The organism is Campylobacter concisus, assembly GCF_002913545.1.
Classification (GTDB): Bacteria; Campylobacterota; Campylobacteria; order Campylobacterales; family Campylobacteraceae; genus Campylobacter_A; species Campylobacter_A concisus_AV.
Window position 1 is genome coordinate 1 of the sequence record NZ_PPBR01000007.1, and the last position, 19,510, is coordinate 19,510.

Below are 19,510 nucleotides of genomic sequence, written 5' to 3' on the forward strand. Positions count from 1 at the left end.
TAGCTCAATCAATAAATGAAATGAGTGAATCAATCAAAGAGCAAAGTGAAGGCATAAATATGATAAATCAATCAGTTGCTCAAATAGATAATCTAACAAAAGAAAACGTGGTAATTGCTAATAAAGCCAATGAAGTAACATCAGAAGTAGATGAGATGGCTAAAGCTATAGTTGAAGAGGTTAGGAAGAAGAAATTCTAGCTTTTTTATCCAAAGGGGGACAAGGGGACTCGAGTTACGAAGCCGTCCCCTTATCCCCCTTTTTAAATCCCCTAAACCCCTCGCACGTTCAAGGTGCATGCGATAGCACTATCGTGCCGCATGCGTTTTAAAATCTCTGATAAATTTTAGATACGCTCGCTCATAAATTTTAAAATTTGATTGAAATCTTTCTAGAGCACTTGCCTATACACTTTACAAGCTTGTGTAAATTTCTGTCATTGCGCTAAATTTAAACAAATTTTAATAGATAAATACCGATAATTAGGGCTTTAAATCACCTTAAAGGATAGACATGAAAAAGATCTTTGCTCTTTTACTGACAGCGTTTGTTGCTCTTTGTGCAAACGAGCTAAAATTTGGTACAGCGGCAAACTACCCGCCATTTGAATACATCGATGAAAACAACAAAATAACAGGCTTTGACATCGATCTGATAGACGAAATTTCAAAGCGTGCTGGCTTTTCATATAAGATCATAAATATGAGCTTTGATGGCCTCATCCCAGCGCTTAAAGCTGGCAAGATAAATGGCATCATAAGTGCGATGAGCGCGACTCCTGATAGACTAAAGTCGATTGACTTTACAAAGCCATACTACCTAACTGAAAACATCTACCTAAAGAAAAAAGGCAACGACGCTTTAAAAGCTAAAGAAGAGCTAGCTGGCAAAAAAGTAGGCGTGCAACAAGGCACCATCCAAGAGCTAGCTGCAAATGCGATAAATGGCGCAAAAGTAGTGCCTTCAGAAGATACTGTGCCACTCATCATGGGGCTAAAAGTTGGCAAATTTGACGCAGTCATCCTTGATAGCTCGATCGGCTATGGCTTTATCAAGAAAAACCCTGAAGTAGAGGCATTTTTCAAAGAGGTTGATGGTAGCGAGGGCTTTTCAATTGCTTTTGACAAAAATAAAGAGAGCGAGCTTATCGCTAAGATAAATCAAATTTTAGATGAGATGAAAAAAGACGGCAGCTACGACGCACTGCTTAAAAAATACGAATTAAAATAACACCTCCCAACTAGCCTGCAAATTTAGCAGGCCAGCTTTATCTTGCATTTTAAAATTTATACTAAAATCCGCTTTTACATAGAAATTTAAAGGACGGATTATGAGAAAAATTCTGCTACTTTTATGCCTAGCACTTAGCCTCTTTGCCTTGCAAAATGACAAAGACATGCTAAGTGGCGAGCTAGAAAATGGGTTAAAATACTATATAAAAGAGAATAAACTCCCGCAAAAAACGGCCATCTTTTACCTAGTCGTAAATTCAGGCTCGACTGATGAGAGAGATGGCGAGCAGGGGCTTGCGCACTTTTTGGAGCACATGGCGTTTAATGGCAGCCGCGACTTTAGCAAAAATGAGCTTATCAAGCAGCTTGAGAGCCTCGGGGTCAAATTTGGCGCTGATCTAAACGCACAAACCAGCTACGATCAGACGAGCTACACGCTAAGCATAAATGTAAATGAGAAAAATTTAAAGGATGTTTTTAAGGTCTTTTCAAACTGGATCGATGGCGTAAAGATCGATGCAGGCGAACTTGATAAGGAGCGTGGCGTCATAATGGAAGAGGAGCGCCAGCGAAACACGCCAGCTTATAGGCTCTATCTTACCCAGAGCAAGGACATCTTTGCAGGTAGCATCTATCAAAAAAGAGTGCCTATAGGCGACATGAACGTGATAAAAAGCGTAGATGCTAAGCACATGCAAGAGTTTTACGAGAGGCTTTATCAGCCAAGATTTATGAGCTTTGTGGCAGTTGGCGACTTTGATAAAAACGAGATAAAAGCCCTGATGGAAAAAAGCTTTAGCGCAGCAAAAAATAGCAACTCTTACGCTCATCCAGACAAAAGCATCGCTTTTAAAGATGGGCTAAACATCTTTAGCTACGACGCAAACGAGACGGCGGCTCAGTTTGTAAGACTTAGCTTTTTTGATAAATTTAAGCCAGTCTTGGATGAGGCTGACGTGAAGAGAAATTTAAAAGATGCGCTAATAGCTAGCCTTATAAATATGCTTTATGAGCAAAAAAATGCAAATAATTCATCAAATTTAAGCGTTGATTTTATGGCGCAAACGCTTCAAGCAAAGCAAAAAATTTATAGCTTTGAGGCAAATGTGATCGGAGATGATTTTAACGATAGCCTTAAAGATATGTTAAGCGTTTTAAAGGGCATTGAGAAATTTGGCTTTAATAAAGGCGACTTTAGCGATGTTAAAAAGGCGTTTGTGGCAAACGTAGAGGCTAAATTTAAACGCTCAAAAACTAAAAAATCAAGCGTTTATGCAAGTGAAATTTTAAATATGATCGAAAATGGCGGCTTTGTGCTAAGCGATGAAGATAGCAAAAACCTTAGCCTAAAGCTCTTAAACGAGATCACGCTTGAAGAGGTAAATGCTAGATTTAAGCAAATTTTAGCCATACCCGATGAGCGCGTGAGGGTCTTTAGCAAAGATGGCTTTAAACTTAGCAAAGATGCCTTTTTAAAGCTAAAAGATGAGGCTAACCCTTACGATACAAATTTAGTTAGCCAGAGCCTAAATAAGAGCCTTGGCAATGAAAATTTAGAGCCAAAAGATACCCTTTCTAGTGAATTTGATCAAAAGCATGGCATCTACACTTATAAGCTGCCAAACGGCTCGCAAGTCATCTTTAAGCCGCTAACTACCAAAAAAGATAGCATCTTGTTTGCAGCCATTAGCAAGGGTGGCACTTCAGATCTTGCTGATCCTAAGCTTGGTGGCTTTGCGGTTGCGCTTACAAATGAAAGTGGCGTTGGCAAATTTAACAACTACGAGCTTTCAAAGGTGCTAAACGACAAGATAGTAAGCTACGAAAAGAGCATAGAGGCGCTTACGCAGGGCATTTACGGCTCTTCAAGCAGTGGCGATCTTGGCTCACTGCTAGCTGTTATAAATTTAGAGTTTAACTCCCCAAGAGCCGATGCAAACGTGCTTGAGAGGATAAAACAAAGAGCAAAAGATGAGCTAGCTAAAGAGCAAAATTTACCTGAATATAAATTTAGCACTGAATTTAGCAAATTTTTTTATGAAAACAACAAGCGTGTAGCGCCCATTGAGATGGCGCAGATCGATGCGCTAAAGCTAAATGAGCTAAAAGCTATCATCAAAGATAAATTTACAAACGCAGCCTCATACACCTTCGTAATCATCGGCGACACCGACGAGCAGAGGCTTTTGCCACTTGTTAAAAAGTATATCGCTACCTTGCCAAAGCTTGGCGAGGCTGAAAATTTTAAAGATGATGGCGTGCGAAGCATCAAGGGAGAGCACACCTTTAAAAGGGAGTATCAAAGCACAAAAAGAAGCGATGTGAGCGTGGATATCGTAAATTTAGATACAAAATACAGCTTCAAAGAGGTGGTCAAACTAAGAGCGCTAAGCTCGGTCCTAAAAACGGCGCTTCGTGAAAAGATCAGAGAGGACAAAGGCCAAACATACGGCTTTAGCCTAAACGCTAGGCTCGCTCGCTATCCGTATGAGCACTCAAAGGCGGTGATCGGCTTTACTTGCGACCCTGCAAACACGGACAAGATCATCGCCGAGATAAAAGAGATAATAGCTAGCATCAAGCGTGATGGCGCGCTCTTGCCAAAGCATTTGGAGGATTTTAAGGCGCAGAGTGAAATTTCTATAAAAAAAGATTACGAAAAGCCTGAGTTTTGGCAAAATCTCATCATCTCAAATAAAATTTTTAACACGCCACTTTACACGGCTGATGAGTATATAGATGCGGTCAAAGCGCTCACAAATGACGATATCAAAGAGGCTGCTAGGCTATATCTTGATGAGAAAAATATGGTGATAAGTATAAATAATCCGAAGTAGAAATTTTTTTTGGGGGGGTAGCTGGCTCTTTAAATTTTAAACCTGAGTAGAAATTTTGGAGCTAAGCTAGCTCTTTAAATCTAAGCCTGAATAAAATTTAGCGCGCTAAGCCAGCCCCAAAATTTAAACCCTAAAGCTAAGCCAGTATATCCTTTGGCTTTAGCTTGTTTAGCTTTTGCACCAGATCATCAAAGCTTGCGCCATTTTCGACCTCGCGCCTGATAAATTCTTCAAAAAATTCGCGTTTTATATCCTTATCCGTGTAGGTCACGCTCTTTTTGGTAACTTGCATAGGCTTAAATTTCTCTTCTTCTATCTCTTCACCGCCATCTTCTCTAACTGGCGTAAGAGCGATATTTTGCAGCACATCAGCGATATTTTCGCCCTTTTCATAGCTTGTTTTTAGAAATTTCAAAAACTCATCTTTGCTATTTTTATCAGCGTAGCTTACACGATGCGGCATCGCTTGACCTAGGACTTCTATGCGTTTTTTAGCCGATGTTTGCTCGTAGTGTAAAGCCCCGTCTTTAAAAGAAATTTTCACATTTGCATGCTCGCCAAGTATCCTTTCGGCGGTAAATTCCAGCCATTTGTCTTTAAATTTATCGATACTTAGATCAGAGTCTAGTAAATTTGTAGCCTCACGGTTTAGATAAAGTATGCCGTTGGTGTGGTTGATTAGAATTTTCAGGTTGTCGGTGGCAATAGCATATATATTGTAAGTTTTGTTAAACTCATCTACGCTAAAGCCGTTTTTCTCGCTGGTTAGAATGGAGCTTGCTCGCCAAAGCTTCGTGCTATCAACGAAATTTTTAAGGCTAGCAACTTCATCTTTACCCATAGAGCTATCAAGCCCGTTCATCTTGCCCCAGATAGAAATTTTATCATTTGACGAGTAGCCAGAAAGTGATAGATGCTTGAAGTCTAGGGCATTGGGAGAAATTTTTACTCTGTCTAAATTTTCAATAGTTGTTGGCTGCTTATTAAAAGTGTCTTGGTAGTTAAAGCTTTGATTAAATCCATTTAGTGCGTTTATCATGTCAAATCCTTTAACACTATATCGGCAAATAAATTTAAATTTTAAGTTGGATTATTTTTTATTGCGGTATTTTTCGAAAATGGCGATCATCTGGTGCGAGTCTTGCGCGACTTTGAGCTTGTTTGGGTTTTTGCTAAGCAGCTCTTCTCTTAGGGCGTCTATAAATTCCTTGTCCTTTTTGCAGGCTTCAAGGCTCACACGCCCTCTAAGTATAGCCATAAACATAATATCGGCAGTCGCGTTTATCATCTCAAGCATCTTTTCTTCGCTCATTTTTCTAAATTTTGCCCCTTTTTAAGCAAATATTATTCCTTTACGCTTACAAAATTTATTATTTTCACCTCTTGGCTCTCTTTGCAAGCCTCCAGCGCAGCCGCATTTTTCACCATGTGAGCGCTCTTCATATGCTCTTTTTGGCTCTCTAAATTTTCCCAGCTCTCCATAAAGCAGTATTCGCTTTTAGTGCCCGCAACTACGCCACACTCGTAGCTTATGCAGCCTTTGTCTTTTCTTGAAGCTGGCACGATCTCTTTTAAAATCTCTTCAAATTTCGCCTCACATCCAGCTTTTAACTTTACATTTACATAAAATCCTACCATTTGTCTATCCTTTAATATTTTTTGGCTAAAATAACGCAATTTAGACGCAAGTTTGCGTATCACATTACAAGGCCTTTTCATGACAAGATGATACAAAATACTAAATTTATAACTCATAAAACCAACCAAAAACAGTAAATTTAACCAAAATCGGAGAGAAAATGAAAAGACGAGACTTTTTAAAGCTTGGTGCCTTAAGCGCAGCAAGCCTTCAAGCAAAAGAGCTTGACGGAGCAGCTCAGGCGCTCTTTGACAAGCAAAGCGGACTAAGTGCAAACAAATTTGGCCCATTTTATGTAAAAACTATCGCAGGGCGCGTTGTAGAGACTGAGCCATTTGAGGGCGATGCGTGCCCAAATGAGCTAAACAACGCACTTCTTGATCATATCCAAAATGAAAGCCGTGTAAAATATCCATTTGTTAGAAAGAGCTTTTTAGCTGACCCAAACAACCCAAAGCCAGAGCTTCGTGGCAAAGAGGAATTTGTGCGCGTTAGCTGGGATGAGGCGATAAAACTAAGTGCGAAAATTTTAAAAGAAAATTTTGATAAATACGGCGCTGAAGCGATATATGGACAGGTTTATCAGTGGGGTAGCCTTGGCAAAGTTGGTCACAGCCAAAAGACCGCAAAGAGGCTACTTAACGTGCTTGGCGGATATGTAAATGAGCTTGGTGGCTACTCATACGGCGCAGCGACTGTCATCTTGCCTCACATCACAGGCTCGATCGATCCAACGCTCGCGCCAACAAAGTGGGAGGCTATCTTAAAAAATGCTAAAACGATCGTATTTTGGGGCACAAACCCAGTCGTTTCGAACAAGATCGCCATTGGCGTGCCGCTTCACAACTCATATAAATACTACGATGAGATCAGAAAAAAAGGCGAAAGCGGCGAGATGAAAATTTATAGCGTCGATGTTTATCACAACGAAAGCGCAAGATATTTTGGCGCAAAGTACCTTGAAGTCGTGCCTTGCACCGATACGGCGATGATGATAGGTATGTGCAACTACCTTTTTGAAAAGGGGCTTTATAGCAAAGAATTTATAGAAAAATACACTGTTGGCTTTGATAAATTTAAAGAGTATATGCTTGGCACAAAAGACGGGGTCAATAAAAACCTAGCTTGGGCAAGCAAAATTTGTGGCGTCAGCGAGCAAGAGCTGGCGAAATTTAGCGAGGATCTAGCCAAAAGCGACTCAGTCATAGTTAGTGGCTACGCCATCCAAAGGCAAGATCACGGCGAGATGGCCTACTGGGCGCTAGTGACGCTAAATGCGATGCTTGGACACATCGGCAAAGAGGGTTGTGGCTTTGTCACAAATGACGGCATGCACAAAAACGCTGATGAAAGCTTCATAGCGCCTAAACTAGCGGCTTTTGAGACAAAGGTGCCACAAAAATTCATTGATAGCGGGCTAGTGCCAAAGACTAAGGGCTACGAGCTGCCAAACTCAAGGCTAATAGACGCGCTTTTAAGCCCTGGTAAGGAGATAACTAGAAATGGCAAGAGCTACAAGCTACCAAAGATCAGAGTGATGTTTAACGCCAACGGCTCGACATTTACAAGGCATCCAGAGACCAACAGGGCGATAAAAGCTATGCAAAAAGTTAGTGCGATCATCACTTGCGAGCCATTTTGGACGAGCACGGCAAAACTAAGCGACATCGTCCTGCCAGCTGCGCTTGAGTGCGAGCGAACGGACATCGAGATGGCAAACTCAACAAACGAATATCTCTTTGCCATTAAGCCGCTTGTCGCGCCATTTGGCGAGAGCAAGAGCGACTTCGAGATCGCAAGGCTCATCGCAAAAGAGTGGGGCAGAGAAGAGGCATTTAGCGAGGGCAAAAGCGAGCTAGAGTGGGTTAAAGAAATTTACGAAGATGCCGTTAAAAAAGCTGCTGGGCTTGGGTATGAGAGCATGCCAAGCTTTGATGAGTTTTGGGATAAGGGTTATTTTAGATTTGACAAGGTCGATGAGAAAAAACGCTACTTTACAAACTACAAGAAATTCCGCGACGACCCAGTGGCAAATCCGCTAAAAACGCCATCTGGCAAGATAGAAATTTACTCTGAAACGGTCGCTGGCTTTGGCTACGACGACTGCCCACCGCATGCGACGTGGCTTGAGCCATTTGAGTGGCTGGGCGCAAAAAATAAAAAATACCCTATCGCCATCAGCGGCGCGCACTCTAAATTTAGACTTCACTCGCAGCTAAATAACTCTGTGCTTCGCCATTTTAACGAGATCGCAGAGCGCGAGCCAGTGCTCATAAACCCAAAAACAGCCGAGGCTAGAGGGATAAAAATGGGCGACGTGGTGAAAATTTACAACGACAGGGGCGAAATTTTGTGCGGTGCCTTTGTGACCGAGGACGTGCCACAAAACGTCGTCATCGTGAGCGAAGGCGCTTGGTACGACCCAGATGTGCCAGGCGAGAAGAGCCTTTGCTTGCACGGAAATTTAAACGTGCTCACAAAAGACGTGCCATCAAGCAAGATGAGCCAGAGCAATACTGCTCACACAAGCCTTGTTGATGTCGAGAAATTTAAAGGGTTGCCAAAGCGTGTAACGGCGTTTGACGCACCAAAGATCGGCGTAAGAAAGGCCTAAAAGTAACACTTTGAAAATTTAAAGTGCTAAAAGCTATCCTTTTTTAAATAATTAGAGTTAAAATCTAAGAAAAAATAAAGGATAGCTCATGAAAATCGCCGAAATAGACACTCCAGCACTGCTCATAGATAGGGAGATAGTGCTAAAAAACTTAGACAAAATGCAAAAATATGCTGATAAATTTAACGTAAGCTTAAGACCACATACCAAAACGCACAAGATGCCATACTTTGCAAAACTGCAAGTAGAGTGCGGCGCAAAGGGCATCACGGTGGCAAATTTTTAAAATCTAAATTACTTATTTGTAGGTGTACAGTTAGTATAACTTTTTATAATAAATTTGTGCTTTGGGTTTATGAAATTAATGATTTGTAAAAATATAGACTTTTTATCAAAGTTACTACTATGCTATGAATTACACTTCTTTTGTGATTTCTCGTTCTAGCCTTTGAAGCTCAGCGATCCTGTCGCTAGTGCTAGGATGCGTTCTAAAAAGTACGCCAAGCTTGCTAGTTAGCGAGCCAAATGGATTTACGATAAACATATGTGCGCTTTGCTCGTTTGCGTTTTGCATAACGTAAGAATTTGAGTAGTTCTCAAGCTTTCTTAGTGCGCTGGCTAGCCACTCTGGGTGTCCTGTGAGATAGGCTGCGCCTTTGTCCGCCTTGTACTCGCGCTCCCTTGAGATCGCCATTTGGATGATCGTAGCAGCTAGTGGCATCACAACGGCGATGATTAGCATAATTACTGGGTTGGCGTTTCTTTGTGAGTTTTGATTTTGCCCTGCTACGGTGCCTATCTTGGCGAAATTTGCGACCATCGCGATAGCCCCAGCTAGTATGGCAGCGACTGAGCCAGTTAGGATGTCGTAGTGTCTTACGTGACTTAGCTCGTGAGCTAGCACGCCCTCGATCTCGTTTTCATTTAAAATTTTTAAAAGCCCCTCGGTTACTGCGACGGCTGCGTGGCTTGGGTTGCGGCCTGTGGCAAAGGCGTTTGGCACCTCTTCTGGGATGATGTAAATTTTTGGCATCGGCAAATTCGCCTTTTGTGTGAGGCGTGAGACGATCTCGTAAAGGCCGTGAGCGTTGCTTTCATCGACTGGGATGGCGTTATATCTTTTTAGCACGAGCTTGTCGCTAAAAAAGTAAGAAAATAGATTCATGCCAGCTGCCATCAAAAAGGCGATCATCATGCCTTGCTCGCCGCCCACATAGCCGCCAACAGCGATAAAAACTAGCATTAAAGCAACCATTAAAAAAGCGGTTTTGAAAATTTCCATTTTTGTCCTTATTCTTTTATAGCATTTGGCAGGATCGCCGCGTCGATCTCAAATTTCGCAAGCTCGCAAAGGCTTGTTTCACTTTCTATCAAAACAGCAATAAGCGCGTCAAATAGGTAGTTTTGCGCAACTTTTGCCAGATCTTTTGCAAGCGTAATATCGGCAATAATAAATTTTGCTCCAGTGGCATTTGCGATGATAGCTTCGTTTATGTCATTTGCGATGATGCTAAAGTTTGCTCCAGCTTCTAGCGCTCTTTTTATCAAATTTCTATCAAATTTAAAGAGATTTTGCCTGCCATTTAAAATTTCATCTTCGCTTTTGCAAAGAAATAGCGGCTCAAATTTGATCAGTTCATCACCCAAAATTTTCATCTCTCACCCTTTATACACTCTTTACAGATGTATTTTCCGTCTCGCAGCACCATTTGGTCGATGTCGCTAAAGACACCGCATTTGCTACACTCTTCGAAGTTACTGATGCTTATTTTGTCGCTTTTTTTTCTATTTTTAAAAAATATGATGTAAATCGCAACCAAAATCGCTACAAAAAGCAAGTATTTCAACGTATCTCCCCTTGATTTTTGAGATTAAAATATATGTAGTTTCTATTTTTTTCATTATAAATTTGCGCGTCGATGCCTGAAATTTCATCCATGACGCTTGAGCCCTTGTAGATGAGAAATTTGGTGTTTTCATCATAAAATCCGTCGCAAATTTTTATGAGCTCTTTTGTCTTGCTAAGCGCCCTTGAGGTGATGAGATCAGCCGTAAATTTATCTGCAAGCTCGATCTTTTGGCTATGAACTTCTAAATTTTGCAAGCCAAGCTCGATCTTAGCGTAGCTTAGAAATGACGATTTTTTGGCTATCGGCTCAAAAAGGTGCCACTTAGTGCGCGGCATCGCAAGGGCTAAAAATATCGCTGGAAAGCCAGCTCCACTGCCCACATCGATCGCCGTTTTGGCACTTAGGTCAAAAATCTCAAGCGGTCTAATACTATCAAGCACCTGCTCGCTTATATCTTTATAGTTGCTTAAGCTATGGACTTTGTTAAATTTAGCAAAAATTTGAACGTAAGCCTTTAATTTTTCGTCAAAAACTGCTGGCAAGCAGAGCTCATTTTTCATCACAAGATGTGTCCCATTTGCTCTTTTTTGACCTTTAAGTAGCCTTCGTTAAATTTATTTGGTTTGATGACGATAGGCACGCGTTTTACGATCTTTACTGAGCTTAGTCCGTGAAGTTTTAAAGGGTTGTTTGTGAGTAAATTTACCTCTTTTATGCCGTAGTGATTTAGGATAAAATCAACCACTTCGTAAGTCCTCTCATCAGCCTTAAAACCTAGCTGGTGATTGGCTTCTATCGTGTCAAAGCCCTTGTCTTGGAGGTTGTAGGCATTTATCTTGTTTAAAAGCCCGATATTTCTGCCCTCTTGACGTAGGTAGATGACCATACCGCCATTTTCTTCGATATATTTTAGGCTCGCTTCAAGCTGGTCGCGGCAGTCGCATTTTAGGCTCCCGATAGCATCGCCAGTTAAGCATTCGGAGTGAATTCTAAGATTTACTACTTCACTTAAAGGCTCTTTGTATATCACAAGGTGCTCTTTTGCCCCTTCTTTGAAGGCTTGAACCTTATAAGTGCCAAATCTCGAGGGTAGATTTGCGGCGTTTGAAATTTCTATTTTCATTTTAAATTTACTCCAACTGTGCTAAACTAGCTAAAAATCACGCATTTTAACAAAGAAAAGGCAAAAATATGTTTAAACGTTTTAGAAGATTAAGAATAAATCCAGCTTTAAGAGAGATGGTAAGAGAGACTAGCCTTAGCGTAAATGACTTCATCTATCCGCTCTTTGTAGTCGAGGGCAAAGGCGTTAAAAACGAGATCGCTTCGATGCCGGGCGTCTATCAAATGAGTATCGATGAAATTTTAAAAGAGTGCGAAGAGATAGTAAATTTAGGCATAAAATCGATCATTTTATTTGGCATACCGAGCCTAAAAGATAGCGTTGGCAGCGACGCACTAAGTAACGACGGCATCATCGCAACCGCACTTAGAGCTATAAAGGATAAATTTCCAAATTTAGTAGTCATCACCGATCTTTGCTTTTGCGAATATACAGACCACGGCCACTGCGGCATAATCGACCACGTGCATAACACCATCGACAACGACGCAACGCTTGAAATTTCAGCTAAACAAGCTTTGATACACGCTCAAAATGGCGCCGACATGATCGCACCAAGCGGTATGATGGATGGCATAATTGCAACACTAAGAGAGGCGCTTGATAGCAATGGCTTTGAGAATTTGCCAGTGATGGCGTATTCGACTAAATTTGCCTCAGCTTACTACGGACCATTTCGCGACGTAGCGCAAAGCGCACCAAGCTTTGGCGATAGAAAGAGCTACCAAATGGACAGCGCAAACCGCTTGGAGGCGATCAACGAGAGCTTGCAAGACGAGACGCAAGGCGCTGACATCTTGATGGTAAAGCCAGCACTTGCCTATCTTGACATCGTTAGAGAGCTTAGGAATTTGACACTTTTGCCACTTTGCGTCTATAACGTAAGCGGCGAGTACGCACTGCTAAAAGCTGGCGCAAAAGCCGGCATCATCGACTATGAGCGCGTCATGATGGAGACATTAATCGGCTTTAAAAGAGCAGGTGCAAATTTGATCATCACCTATCACGCAAAAGAAGCGGCTAAAATTTTAAGGGGCTAAGATGAGGCACTTTTTGACGCTAAATGACTTTAGCAAAGATGAAATCGAGCAGATGATAAATTTAGCCCGCAAGATCAAAAAAGAGGCGAAGGCTAGAGAATTTAAGTCATATCTTAAAGACCAAAAGCTTGCGATGATATTTGAAAAAAGCTCGACTAGAACTAGAGTGAGCTTTGATGTGGGCATGCATGAGCTTGGTGGATATGCGCTATTTTTAAGCAAAAACGATATACAAATAGGCCGCGGCGAGCCTATCCGTGACACCGCTAGAGTGATAAGCAGGATGTGCGACATGGCTATGCTAAGGGTCGATAAGCATGAAACGCTAGAAGAATTTGCTAAATTTTCAAGCGTGCCAGTTATAAATGGCTTAAGTGATAAATTTCACCCAGTGCAGCTCATGGCGGATTATCTCACGATGCTAGAATTTAGCGCAGGAGAGAAGGTCGCGTACGTAGGGGACGGCAACAACATGACTCACTCGTGGCTCATGCTAGCAAGCAAACTTGGACTTGAGCTAAGGGTCGCTACGCCAAAAGGCTACGAAGTGGATGCAAAAATTTTAAAAATGGCTAATGAAAACGCAAAAATTTCAGGGGCGAAAATTTTTATCACAAATGATATAAAAGAAGCGGTAAATGGTGCCGATGTAGTGACTACAGATACTTGGGTATCGATGGGGCAAGAGGCCGAGAAAGAAAAGAGGCTAAAAGACTTTGCTGGATACTGCGTGGATGAAAATTTGATGAGTCTAGCTAAAAAAGACGCGATATTTTTGCACTGTTTGCCAGCTTATAGAGGCTATGAGGTGAGTGAGGCAGTTTTTGAGAAGCACGCGGATGAAATTTTTAGCGAGGCTGAAAACAGACTTCATGCCCAAAAAGGTGTGATGGTCTGGCTGGATGAGAGAAGAAGATGAGCAAAGATAAAAATATATATGATGAGATAGATGAGATCGGCAATAACCTTGGGCTGAGTAGCCCTGAAAAAACGATCTTTGAGATAGTTTCAACCAAAAATCCAAATGAGCATATTTTAAATTTAAAAAGTGGCTCTTGGGACTCAAAAGAGCCGTGGTTTGGTATTGATGAAAATCAAAATTTACACACGGTAATCTCTGTAAAATCGCTTTCGGCTTTGATCGAGGCCTTAAAAGAGTCTCAAAAAGAAAATTTTGATCTAAGGCTTGAAAAGACGATCTGGCAAAACATTCCAGTTGATTTTAGCGATGTTTGGGTGGTTGCTATGGATGAGATAAAAAAGATCGCAAGCGATAAAAAAAGTAGACAATTTAATATTGATCTTGACAAGCTGGTAAAAAATATCAAAAAAGAGCATCCAAATTTATTTGTAGACATAAAAGAGGTGATTCAAATGGCAAGGAGTAGGGCAGATGATTGATTTTAGTGCTTATGTGAAGTATTCAAGGCCAGGGCCAAGATATACGAGCTATCCGACAGCACCAGAGTTTAGCGATAAATTTAGCTATGAAGCTTATATAAAAGAACTTGAAAATCGAGATAAAAAAAGGCCGCTTTCGCTTTATTTACATTTGCCATTTTGCAGAAGCGCTTGTTATTTTTGTGGCTGTAATGTCATTTACACGAGCAAAGAGGATCGCAAAGAGAAATATATAAGATATGTAGAAAAAGAGCTTGAAATTTTAGCTCGCCACCTGGATACTAGCGCTGAGGTCTTACAGATGCACTTTGGTGGTGGTACACCAACATTTTATAATGCCGCTCAGCTTGATGAGATCATCAAACTTATCAAGGCTAAATTTAAAAATTTCTCAAAAGAGGCTGAGATAAGCTGCGAGATTGACCCTAGATTTTTGACAAACGAGCAGCTTGATGTGCTCATATCTCACGGCTTTAACCGCATAAGCTACGGTGTGCAGGACTTTGATGAGAAGGTGCAAAAAGAAATTCATAGAATTCAGCCCTACGAGATCACTCAAAATGCCGTAAAAATGGCTAGAGAGAAAGGCATAAAATCAATAAATATGGATCTAATTTATGGCCTACCATATCAAAGTCTGGAGAGCTTTAAAAAGACGCTTGAGCTTGCTCTTACGCTTGATCCTGATAGGCTCGCAGTATTTAACTACGCTCACGTGCCGTGGATAAAAAAGTCGATGCGTAAATTCGATGAGACAACCCTGCCAAATCCAGAAGTGAAGCTTGAAATTTTAAAATTTACAGCTGAGTTTTTAACTAAAAATGGCTACAAAATGATAGGAATGGATCACTTTGCAAAGCCAAATGATGAGCTTTTTGGCGCTTTGGCAAATGGCACTTTGCATAGGAATTTCCAAGGCTATACGACAAAGGGCGGCGCTGATCTCATTGGTATTGGCGTGACGAGTATTGGTGAGTGCAAAAGACACTACGCGCAAAATCATAAAGATATGGATGAGTATGAAAAAGCGATTGATGCTGGAAAATTGCCATACGCAAAGGGAATTTATCTAAGCGATGAAGACTTGCTTAGGAAAAGTGTTATTATGAGTTTGATGAGCAATTTTGGGCTTAATATCAAGGCAGTCGAGGATGAATTTCATATAAATTTCTTTGAACATTTCAAAAATGAGCTTGAAGAGCTAAAGAATTTAAGTGAATTTGTCGATGTTGCGACAGATAAAATCAGTGTAAATGAGACAGGAACGCTGATAATACGAAATATTGCAATGTGTTTTGACGAATATCTAAAGAAAATTCCAGAGAATTTAAGGCGATTTTCTAAGACAATATAATTTTTTATTGCAATATGCTTAAGCCGCATTTAATATTTCTTAGTATATATTAACCTAAGAGGATATTTAAGCATTAAGCTTGATTACAAAATTTTAATTAAAGTAAAAAGGAAATTTATTTATGAAAAAAGTATTAGCAATCAGTGCGTTAGCTACAACAGTATTATTTGCTCAGGATAATTCATATAGAATTTTTTTGACTTCCTTTACTAAAGAAGACAGTCAATCAAAAATTAATAGTGCTATTGAAAATGTAAAAAATAAAAAAATAGATAAAAAACTAACTATAGGTATTTATGAAGTCGGTGGAAGAAGATTTTTGTATATTGATACAGTTCCAGTCTCTGAAGATAGGGCCAATGAGTTACTAGTGACATTAAAAAATCAGCCAGATTACAAAGATGCTGTAATGGTAGCGAAAACTTCAGCAACAAATGTTCAATTAGATCAAAAATCAAAGATAGAACAAACTATATCGGCTGAGTCTAAACCAGTAGCACAATCTGATAATAATGTTTTAACTCTAGAACAAGTTGTAAAAACTATTTTAAATGAAAATCCAAGCTTAAAAGCTACAGAATTTAACTACTTACAAGTTGGTAAAGATCTAAAAATATCTAAAAATGCTTATTATCCAACACTTGATGCAGCTGCTAGAGTGGGATATGAGAGAAAACGTCTTGATGACGGAATTTCAACGAGAAGAGGTGATGGTAGAGTATCTGGTGCATCTTTAACTTTAGTTGAGAACCTTTATAATGGTGGTGCCGATAAAAATAGAATCAACTCTCAAAGTGCAAGGCTTGATTCAGCTGCTTACACAGTGGCTCAAGCTGCAGATAGACTATCGCTTAGTGCTGCGAACGCCTACTTGCAAGTTCTTCAAACAAAGAGAATTCTTGAGATCGAAGAAGAAAATGTAAAAAGTCATGAGGAAATTTATAACCAAATTAAAGATAGAGCCACATCAGGCTATGGTATTGCTTCTGAGGAGAGACAAGCTGGATCACGTTATACTCTGGCTCAATCAAACTATATAGCTGCTAAAAATAACTATGAAGATGCACTTTCTACATTTGAAAAACTATATGGGAAAAAGGTTGATGCTAAAAATTTAGTAATGCCTGAGTTTAATCTACCATTACCAAATACTAAAGAGGCTGTTTATGACAAAGCTCTTCTTTGTAATCCAACGCTTCTAGTTCAAAGATCAAATATTGCTATGGCTGAGTCAGTTGTAAAAGAGAAAAATGCACCTTTCTTGCCAAAACTAGATCTTGTTGTATCAGGTGCTTATGATCACTCAAATGTTTTATATGATGATTATGAAGAGCAAACATTTGATGCTCTTTTAAGACTAAACTATAACCTTTACAACAAAGGTAACGATAAACTAGACAAAGAGAAAAGCCAACTTGCTGCCCAACAAGAGCAACAAACCATGGATAACCTTGTAAGAGAGCTTAAAGAGTCTTTAGAATTCTCATGGCAAAACTATGTTCTTAACCAAGAGAAAATGGGGTATTTAAACCAACATGTTGAGTATTCTAAGGCTACACTCGACGCATATCAAGATGAGTTTAGAATCGGTCGCCGCGACCTTATCAATCTACTTGATGCAGAAAACGAGTACAACACAGCTTTAAAAGAGATTGCTACAACTGAGACTGCACTATCTTATGCAAAATATAGATTGTTAGATAACATGGGTATGGTTTCAGATAGTTTTGAGCCAGGCTTTGCTAAGAGATATATTCAAGGCGCTTGCAGTATTCAAAACGACTTAAGATAAAAATTTAAAAAGTGATATGACCATGAGGGTCAAAGCAAAATTCTGGACGCTTACTTTAAGCGTCTTTTTTTCGTTATTAGCATTAAATGCTGTCGGGGATTTTATAAAACAAACAACGATAGCAAAGGTGGCTAAAATTTATGGAGAAGATGCAAGAAGAAGGGCATCGGCATTAAATTCTTTAATGACTTCATTGCAAGATGCAACCGAACAAGAGAAATTAATAAAAGTAAATGATTTTTTTAACTCTTTTAGGTGGGTTGATGATATGCAAATTTGGCACAAAAAAGATTACTGGGCTACCAGAATGGAATTTGTAGGCAAAGGCGCTGGTGACTGCGAAGACTACGTTATCGCAAAGTATTTCACCCTAAAGCAACTTGGAATTCCAACTCAAAAATTATACTTCACATACGTTAAAGCCTTAAGATACAACCAAGCACATATGGTTTTGGCATATTATGATACACCAAAGTCTATTCCATTAATTTTAGACAACATAAATGGTAAAATAAAAATCGCAACTCAAAGAACAGACCTCGTGCCAGTTTATAGTTTCAACGGTGATTCGCTATACTTGGCAAAACAAGAAGGTCTTGGTCAGGCAATACCAGGTGGAAATAAAAAACAAAATCCTAAGTGGATGGAACTAATAGATAGGATAGGAAAAGAGGATTTATGACGCTATTTAAACAGATTATGATCGCTGTGATAGCTTTTGGCATCGTGATTTTTATGGCTGTTGGCTACTTAAATTTTAAGAGCCTAAATGGATACATCAACGACCAGCTCGGTGAAAACGCAAGGCACACAGCAAACTCACTTGGACTTGCTTTAAAGCCGATTGTTGATCCTGAGGATATGTCTTTGGCACAAACGATGATAAATTCTATGTTTGATAGCGGCAGATATAAGCTCATTAAACTTGAAGACGTCGATGGTAAGGTGCTTATAGAAAATTCTCAACAAACTATCGTTAAAGATATCCCTGAGTGGTTTTACAAGATTGCTAAATTTGAAGCTCCTGTTGCGACTAGCGAGATCATGACTGGCTGGGCTAAATTTGGTACTCTCTATGTTCAAGGCAGCACAGCACTTGCCTATAATGAGCTTTACTCAAACTCAAAAAATATTTTTAACTTTCTAGCTTTAATGATCATCATCGCTCTTGTCGTGGCGTTTTTCGCCCTTAAGGCGATATTTAGACCACTTGTTAAGGTTCAGGATCAAGCTGAAGCGATACTTGATAATAAATTTATCATCCAAAAGAGAATTCCATTCACAACCGACCTTAAAAAGATGGTGCTCGCCATGAACTCGATGGTTAGCAAGGTTCAAGACATATTTGAAAGAGAGGCGGCTACGCTTAGCAAGTATCAAGAGCTTTTATATAAAGACTCTATGAGCGGCACTTACAATAGAAGATTTTTCCAAACTAAATTTAGTGAGTATCTAGCAAGCGAAGAGTATTCAAGCGGTGTTGCATCACTTGTTAGCTTTAAAGATCTAGTAGGGCTAAAAGGCGTTCTTGGTTTTGAAAAATGGCAAAGTGTCATCATAAAAATAGCCCAAATTTTACAAGAAAAATCAACCGAAAATGACCAAAATACGATTGTTGCAAGGCTAAATGACAACGACTTTATCTTGCTTTCTTACGGTAAAAACTCGTCAAATTTCTCAGCTTTAGACGATAAGATCATGGCTGAGTTTAAAAAACTCTATGCAAATTTCTCTATAAACGATAGCGAATGCCCAGTCAATGCTGCTATTGTCGAGTACTCACCAAGTACTGACATGAGGACGCTACTTACATCGGCTGACGTTACTTTGGCTAGTGCAAGACTGGCTGGTTGCTTTACTTGCAAGGAATTTAATGCAAATCAAAACACCTTAGTCATCGGTAAAGAGAAATATAAAGAGCTTATCTTTGACTCTATAAAAGAGGATAAATTTAAATTTGCAGCTCAAAAAGTAGTTGGTTTTGACTCAAACTTTGAGCAGTACGAACTTTATCTAAGACTCGTTGATAGCGAGGGCAAATGGCGTATGGCATCATACTTTATGCCAATGGTAAATGAGCTAAATTTAGGTGCGATGCTCGATCTTCATATCCTAAATAGAATCGCTAGAATTTTGCCTGAAAATATCTTGCCTCAAGGAAGCTTGGCGATAAATTTGGGTAAAGAAATACTAAGCTCGGATGAAAATTTCTCAAAATTTGAAGCTACACTTAAAAAAATCGCTCAAATTTCAAAATCTAAAAACTATATAGAAATTCCAAACAAAGACGATATTAGTATCGAAAGTATAGTTAGACTTACTAAAAAATTAAAAGAACTCGGCTTTGGTTTTGGATTTGACCATTTTGATCTTAATGCAAAAGGCATTGAGAAACTAAAAGAATTTAATCCAGACTACGTAAAGATCCAGTCAAGCGTCTTAATCGACTTTTTAAGTGATAAATCAGGAGCAAACACAAAACAATCACTAGATGTTGTTTTAAGCTCAAAAGATATCATTTTGATTGCGATTGGTGTTGAGAGTGAAGAGCAAAAGAGTAAGCTAATTGAGCTTGGCATTAAAAATATGCAAGGAATTTACATAGATGAAATCAAAAATATTGGATGA

The 19,510-nt window shown here is 39.7% G+C and carries 19 protein-coding genes and 1 pseudogene; 12 read left to right on the forward strand and 8 right to left on the reverse strand.

Annotated elements, in window-relative coordinates; translation table 11 throughout:
* From CYP05_RS00270 to CYP05_RS00280, 3 genes and pseudogenes are all read left to right on the forward strand, one after another.
* Positions 1 to 200 (forward strand): annotated as a pseudogene (locus CYP05_RS00270) (methyl-accepting chemotaxis protein); the annotation flags it as partial.
* 313 nt (positions 201 to 513) lie between these two features.
* Positions 514 to 1,230: a basic amino acid ABC transporter substrate-binding protein gene (locus CYP05_RS00275; RefSeq protein ID WP_103602472.1), complete on the forward strand. Its 717-nt coding sequence runs from the start codon at positions 514 to 516 to the stop codon at positions 1,228 to 1,230.
* Positions 1,231 to 1,330: 100 nt separating this feature from the next.
* Complete coding sequence (locus tag CYP05_RS00280) at positions 1,331 to 4,069, forward strand: M16 family metallopeptidase (RefSeq protein ID WP_103641646.1); 2,739 nt, start codon at positions 1,331 to 1,333, stop codon at positions 4,067 to 4,069.
* A gap of 136 nt (positions 4,070 to 4,205) precedes the next feature.
* Here the strand turns inward: CYP05_RS00280 and CYP05_RS00285 are convergent, their stop codons facing one another.
* The 3 genes from CYP05_RS00285 to CYP05_RS00295 are packed head-to-tail and all read right to left on the reverse strand — an operon-like array spanning position 4,206 to position 5,707.
* Positions 4,206 to 5,108 (reverse strand): hypothetical protein, encoded by a 903-nt coding sequence (locus CYP05_RS00285; protein WP_103641647.1) that lies wholly within the window; start codon positions 5,106 to 5,108, stop codon positions 4,206 to 4,208.
* Between the two features lie 51 nt (positions 5,109 to 5,159).
* Entirely contained in the window at positions 5,160 to 5,381 is a 222-nt protein-coding gene (locus tag CYP05_RS00290; protein ID WP_002941152.1) for a hypothetical protein, read from the reverse strand.
* Between the two features lie 32 nt (positions 5,382 to 5,413).
* Positions 5,414 to 5,707, reverse strand: a complete 294-nt coding sequence (locus CYP05_RS00295) for a putative quinol monooxygenase (RefSeq protein WP_012140151.1) — start codon at positions 5,705 to 5,707, stop codon at positions 5,414 to 5,416.
* Positions 5,708 to 5,868: 161 nt separating this feature from the next.
* On the opposite strand from CYP05_RS00295, the gene CYP05_RS00300 reads away from it, so the two are divergent.
* Complete coding sequence (locus CYP05_RS00300) at positions 5,869 to 8,322, forward strand: molybdopterin-dependent oxidoreductase (RefSeq protein WP_103641648.1); 2,454 nt, start codon at positions 5,869 to 5,871, stop codon at positions 8,320 to 8,322.
* An 88-nt stretch (positions 8,323 to 8,410) separates the two neighbouring features.
* Positions 8,411 to 8,608: a threonine aldolase gene (locus CYP05_RS00305; RefSeq protein ID WP_103578215.1), complete on the forward strand. Its 198-nt coding sequence runs from the start codon at positions 8,411 to 8,413 to the stop codon at positions 8,606 to 8,608.
* A gap of 129 nt (positions 8,609 to 8,737) precedes the next feature.
* On the opposite strand, the gene htpX is transcribed toward CYP05_RS00305, so the two are convergent.
* From htpX to ribA, 5 genes are read right to left on the reverse strand one after another with little or no spacing between them, the layout of a single operon-like run.
* Positions 8,738 to 9,604 (reverse strand): zinc metalloprotease HtpX, encoded by an 867-nt coding sequence (gene htpX / locus CYP05_RS00310; RefSeq protein WP_103641649.1) that lies wholly within the window; start codon positions 9,602 to 9,604, stop codon positions 8,738 to 8,740.
* Between the two features lie 8 nt (positions 9,605 to 9,612).
* Positions 9,613 to 9,978 carry a hypothetical protein gene (locus CYP05_RS00315; RefSeq protein WP_103641650.1) on the reverse strand — a complete coding sequence of 122 codons (366 nt, stop codon included), beginning with the start codon at positions 9,976 to 9,978 and terminating at the stop codon, positions 9,613 to 9,615.
* Positions 9,975 to 10,169, reverse strand: coding sequence for a hypothetical protein (locus tag CYP05_RS00320; protein WP_103641651.1), 195 nt, complete (start codon positions 10,167 to 10,169; stop codon positions 9,975 to 9,977). The genes CYP05_RS00315 and CYP05_RS00320 overlap by 4 nt, the downstream gene beginning before the upstream one ends.
* The gene (gene rsmG, locus CYP05_RS00325; RefSeq protein ID WP_103641652.1) at positions 10,166 to 10,732 is read right to left on the reverse strand and encodes a 16S rRNA (guanine(527)-N(7))-methyltransferase RsmG; all 567 of its coding nucleotides are present in this window, start codon (positions 10,730 to 10,732) and stop codon (positions 10,166 to 10,168) included. The genes CYP05_RS00320 and rsmG overlap by 4 nt, the downstream gene beginning before the upstream one ends.
* Positions 10,732 to 11,295, reverse strand: coding sequence for a GTP cyclohydrolase II (gene ribA, locus CYP05_RS00330; protein WP_103572161.1), 564 nt, complete (start codon positions 11,293 to 11,295; stop codon positions 10,732 to 10,734). The genes rsmG and ribA overlap by 1 nt, the downstream gene beginning before the upstream one ends.
* A gap of 68 nt (positions 11,296 to 11,363) precedes the next feature.
* Between ribA and hemB the strand changes: the two genes are divergently transcribed.
* The 7 genes from hemB (at position 11,364) to CYP05_RS00365 (ending at position 19,510) form a co-directional block, all read left to right on the forward strand.
* Positions 11,364 to 12,335 (forward strand): porphobilinogen synthase, encoded by a 972-nt coding sequence (gene hemB / locus CYP05_RS00335; RefSeq protein WP_103641653.1) that lies wholly within the window; start codon positions 11,364 to 11,366, stop codon positions 12,333 to 12,335.
* Position 12,336: 1 nt separating this feature from the next.
* Positions 12,337 to 13,254: an ornithine carbamoyltransferase gene (gene argF, locus CYP05_RS00340; protein WP_103641654.1), complete on the forward strand. Its 918-nt coding sequence runs from the start codon at positions 12,337 to 12,339 to the stop codon at positions 13,252 to 13,254.
* A complete protein-coding gene (locus CYP05_RS00345) occupies positions 13,251 to 13,736 on the forward strand; it encodes a DUF2603 domain-containing protein (RefSeq protein ID WP_103641655.1) in 486 nt (161 codons plus the stop codon). The genes argF and CYP05_RS00345 overlap by 4 nt, the downstream gene beginning before the upstream one ends.
* Positions 13,729 to 15,090 carry an oxygen-independent coproporphyrinogen III oxidase gene (hemN, locus tag CYP05_RS00350; RefSeq protein WP_103641656.1) on the forward strand — a complete coding sequence of 454 codons (1,362 nt, stop codon included), beginning with the start codon at positions 13,729 to 13,731 and terminating at the stop codon, positions 15,088 to 15,090. The genes CYP05_RS00345 and hemN overlap by 8 nt, the downstream gene beginning before the upstream one ends.
* A gap of 121 nt (positions 15,091 to 15,211) precedes the next feature.
* Complete coding sequence (locus CYP05_RS00355) at positions 15,212 to 16,882, forward strand: TolC family protein (RefSeq protein WP_103641657.1); 1,671 nt, start codon at positions 15,212 to 15,214, stop codon at positions 16,880 to 16,882.
* A gap of 22 nt (positions 16,883 to 16,904) precedes the next feature.
* On the forward strand, positions 16,905 to 17,564 hold the full coding sequence (locus CYP05_RS00360) for a transglutaminase-like cysteine peptidase (protein WP_103641658.1): 660 nt from the start codon (positions 16,905 to 16,907) through the stop codon (positions 17,562 to 17,564).
* Entirely contained in the window at positions 17,561 to 19,510 is a 1,950-nt protein-coding gene (locus tag CYP05_RS00365) for a bifunctional diguanylate cyclase/phosphodiesterase (protein ID WP_103641659.1), read from the forward strand. Before CYP05_RS00360 ends, CYP05_RS00365 begins: the two co-directional genes overlap by 4 nt.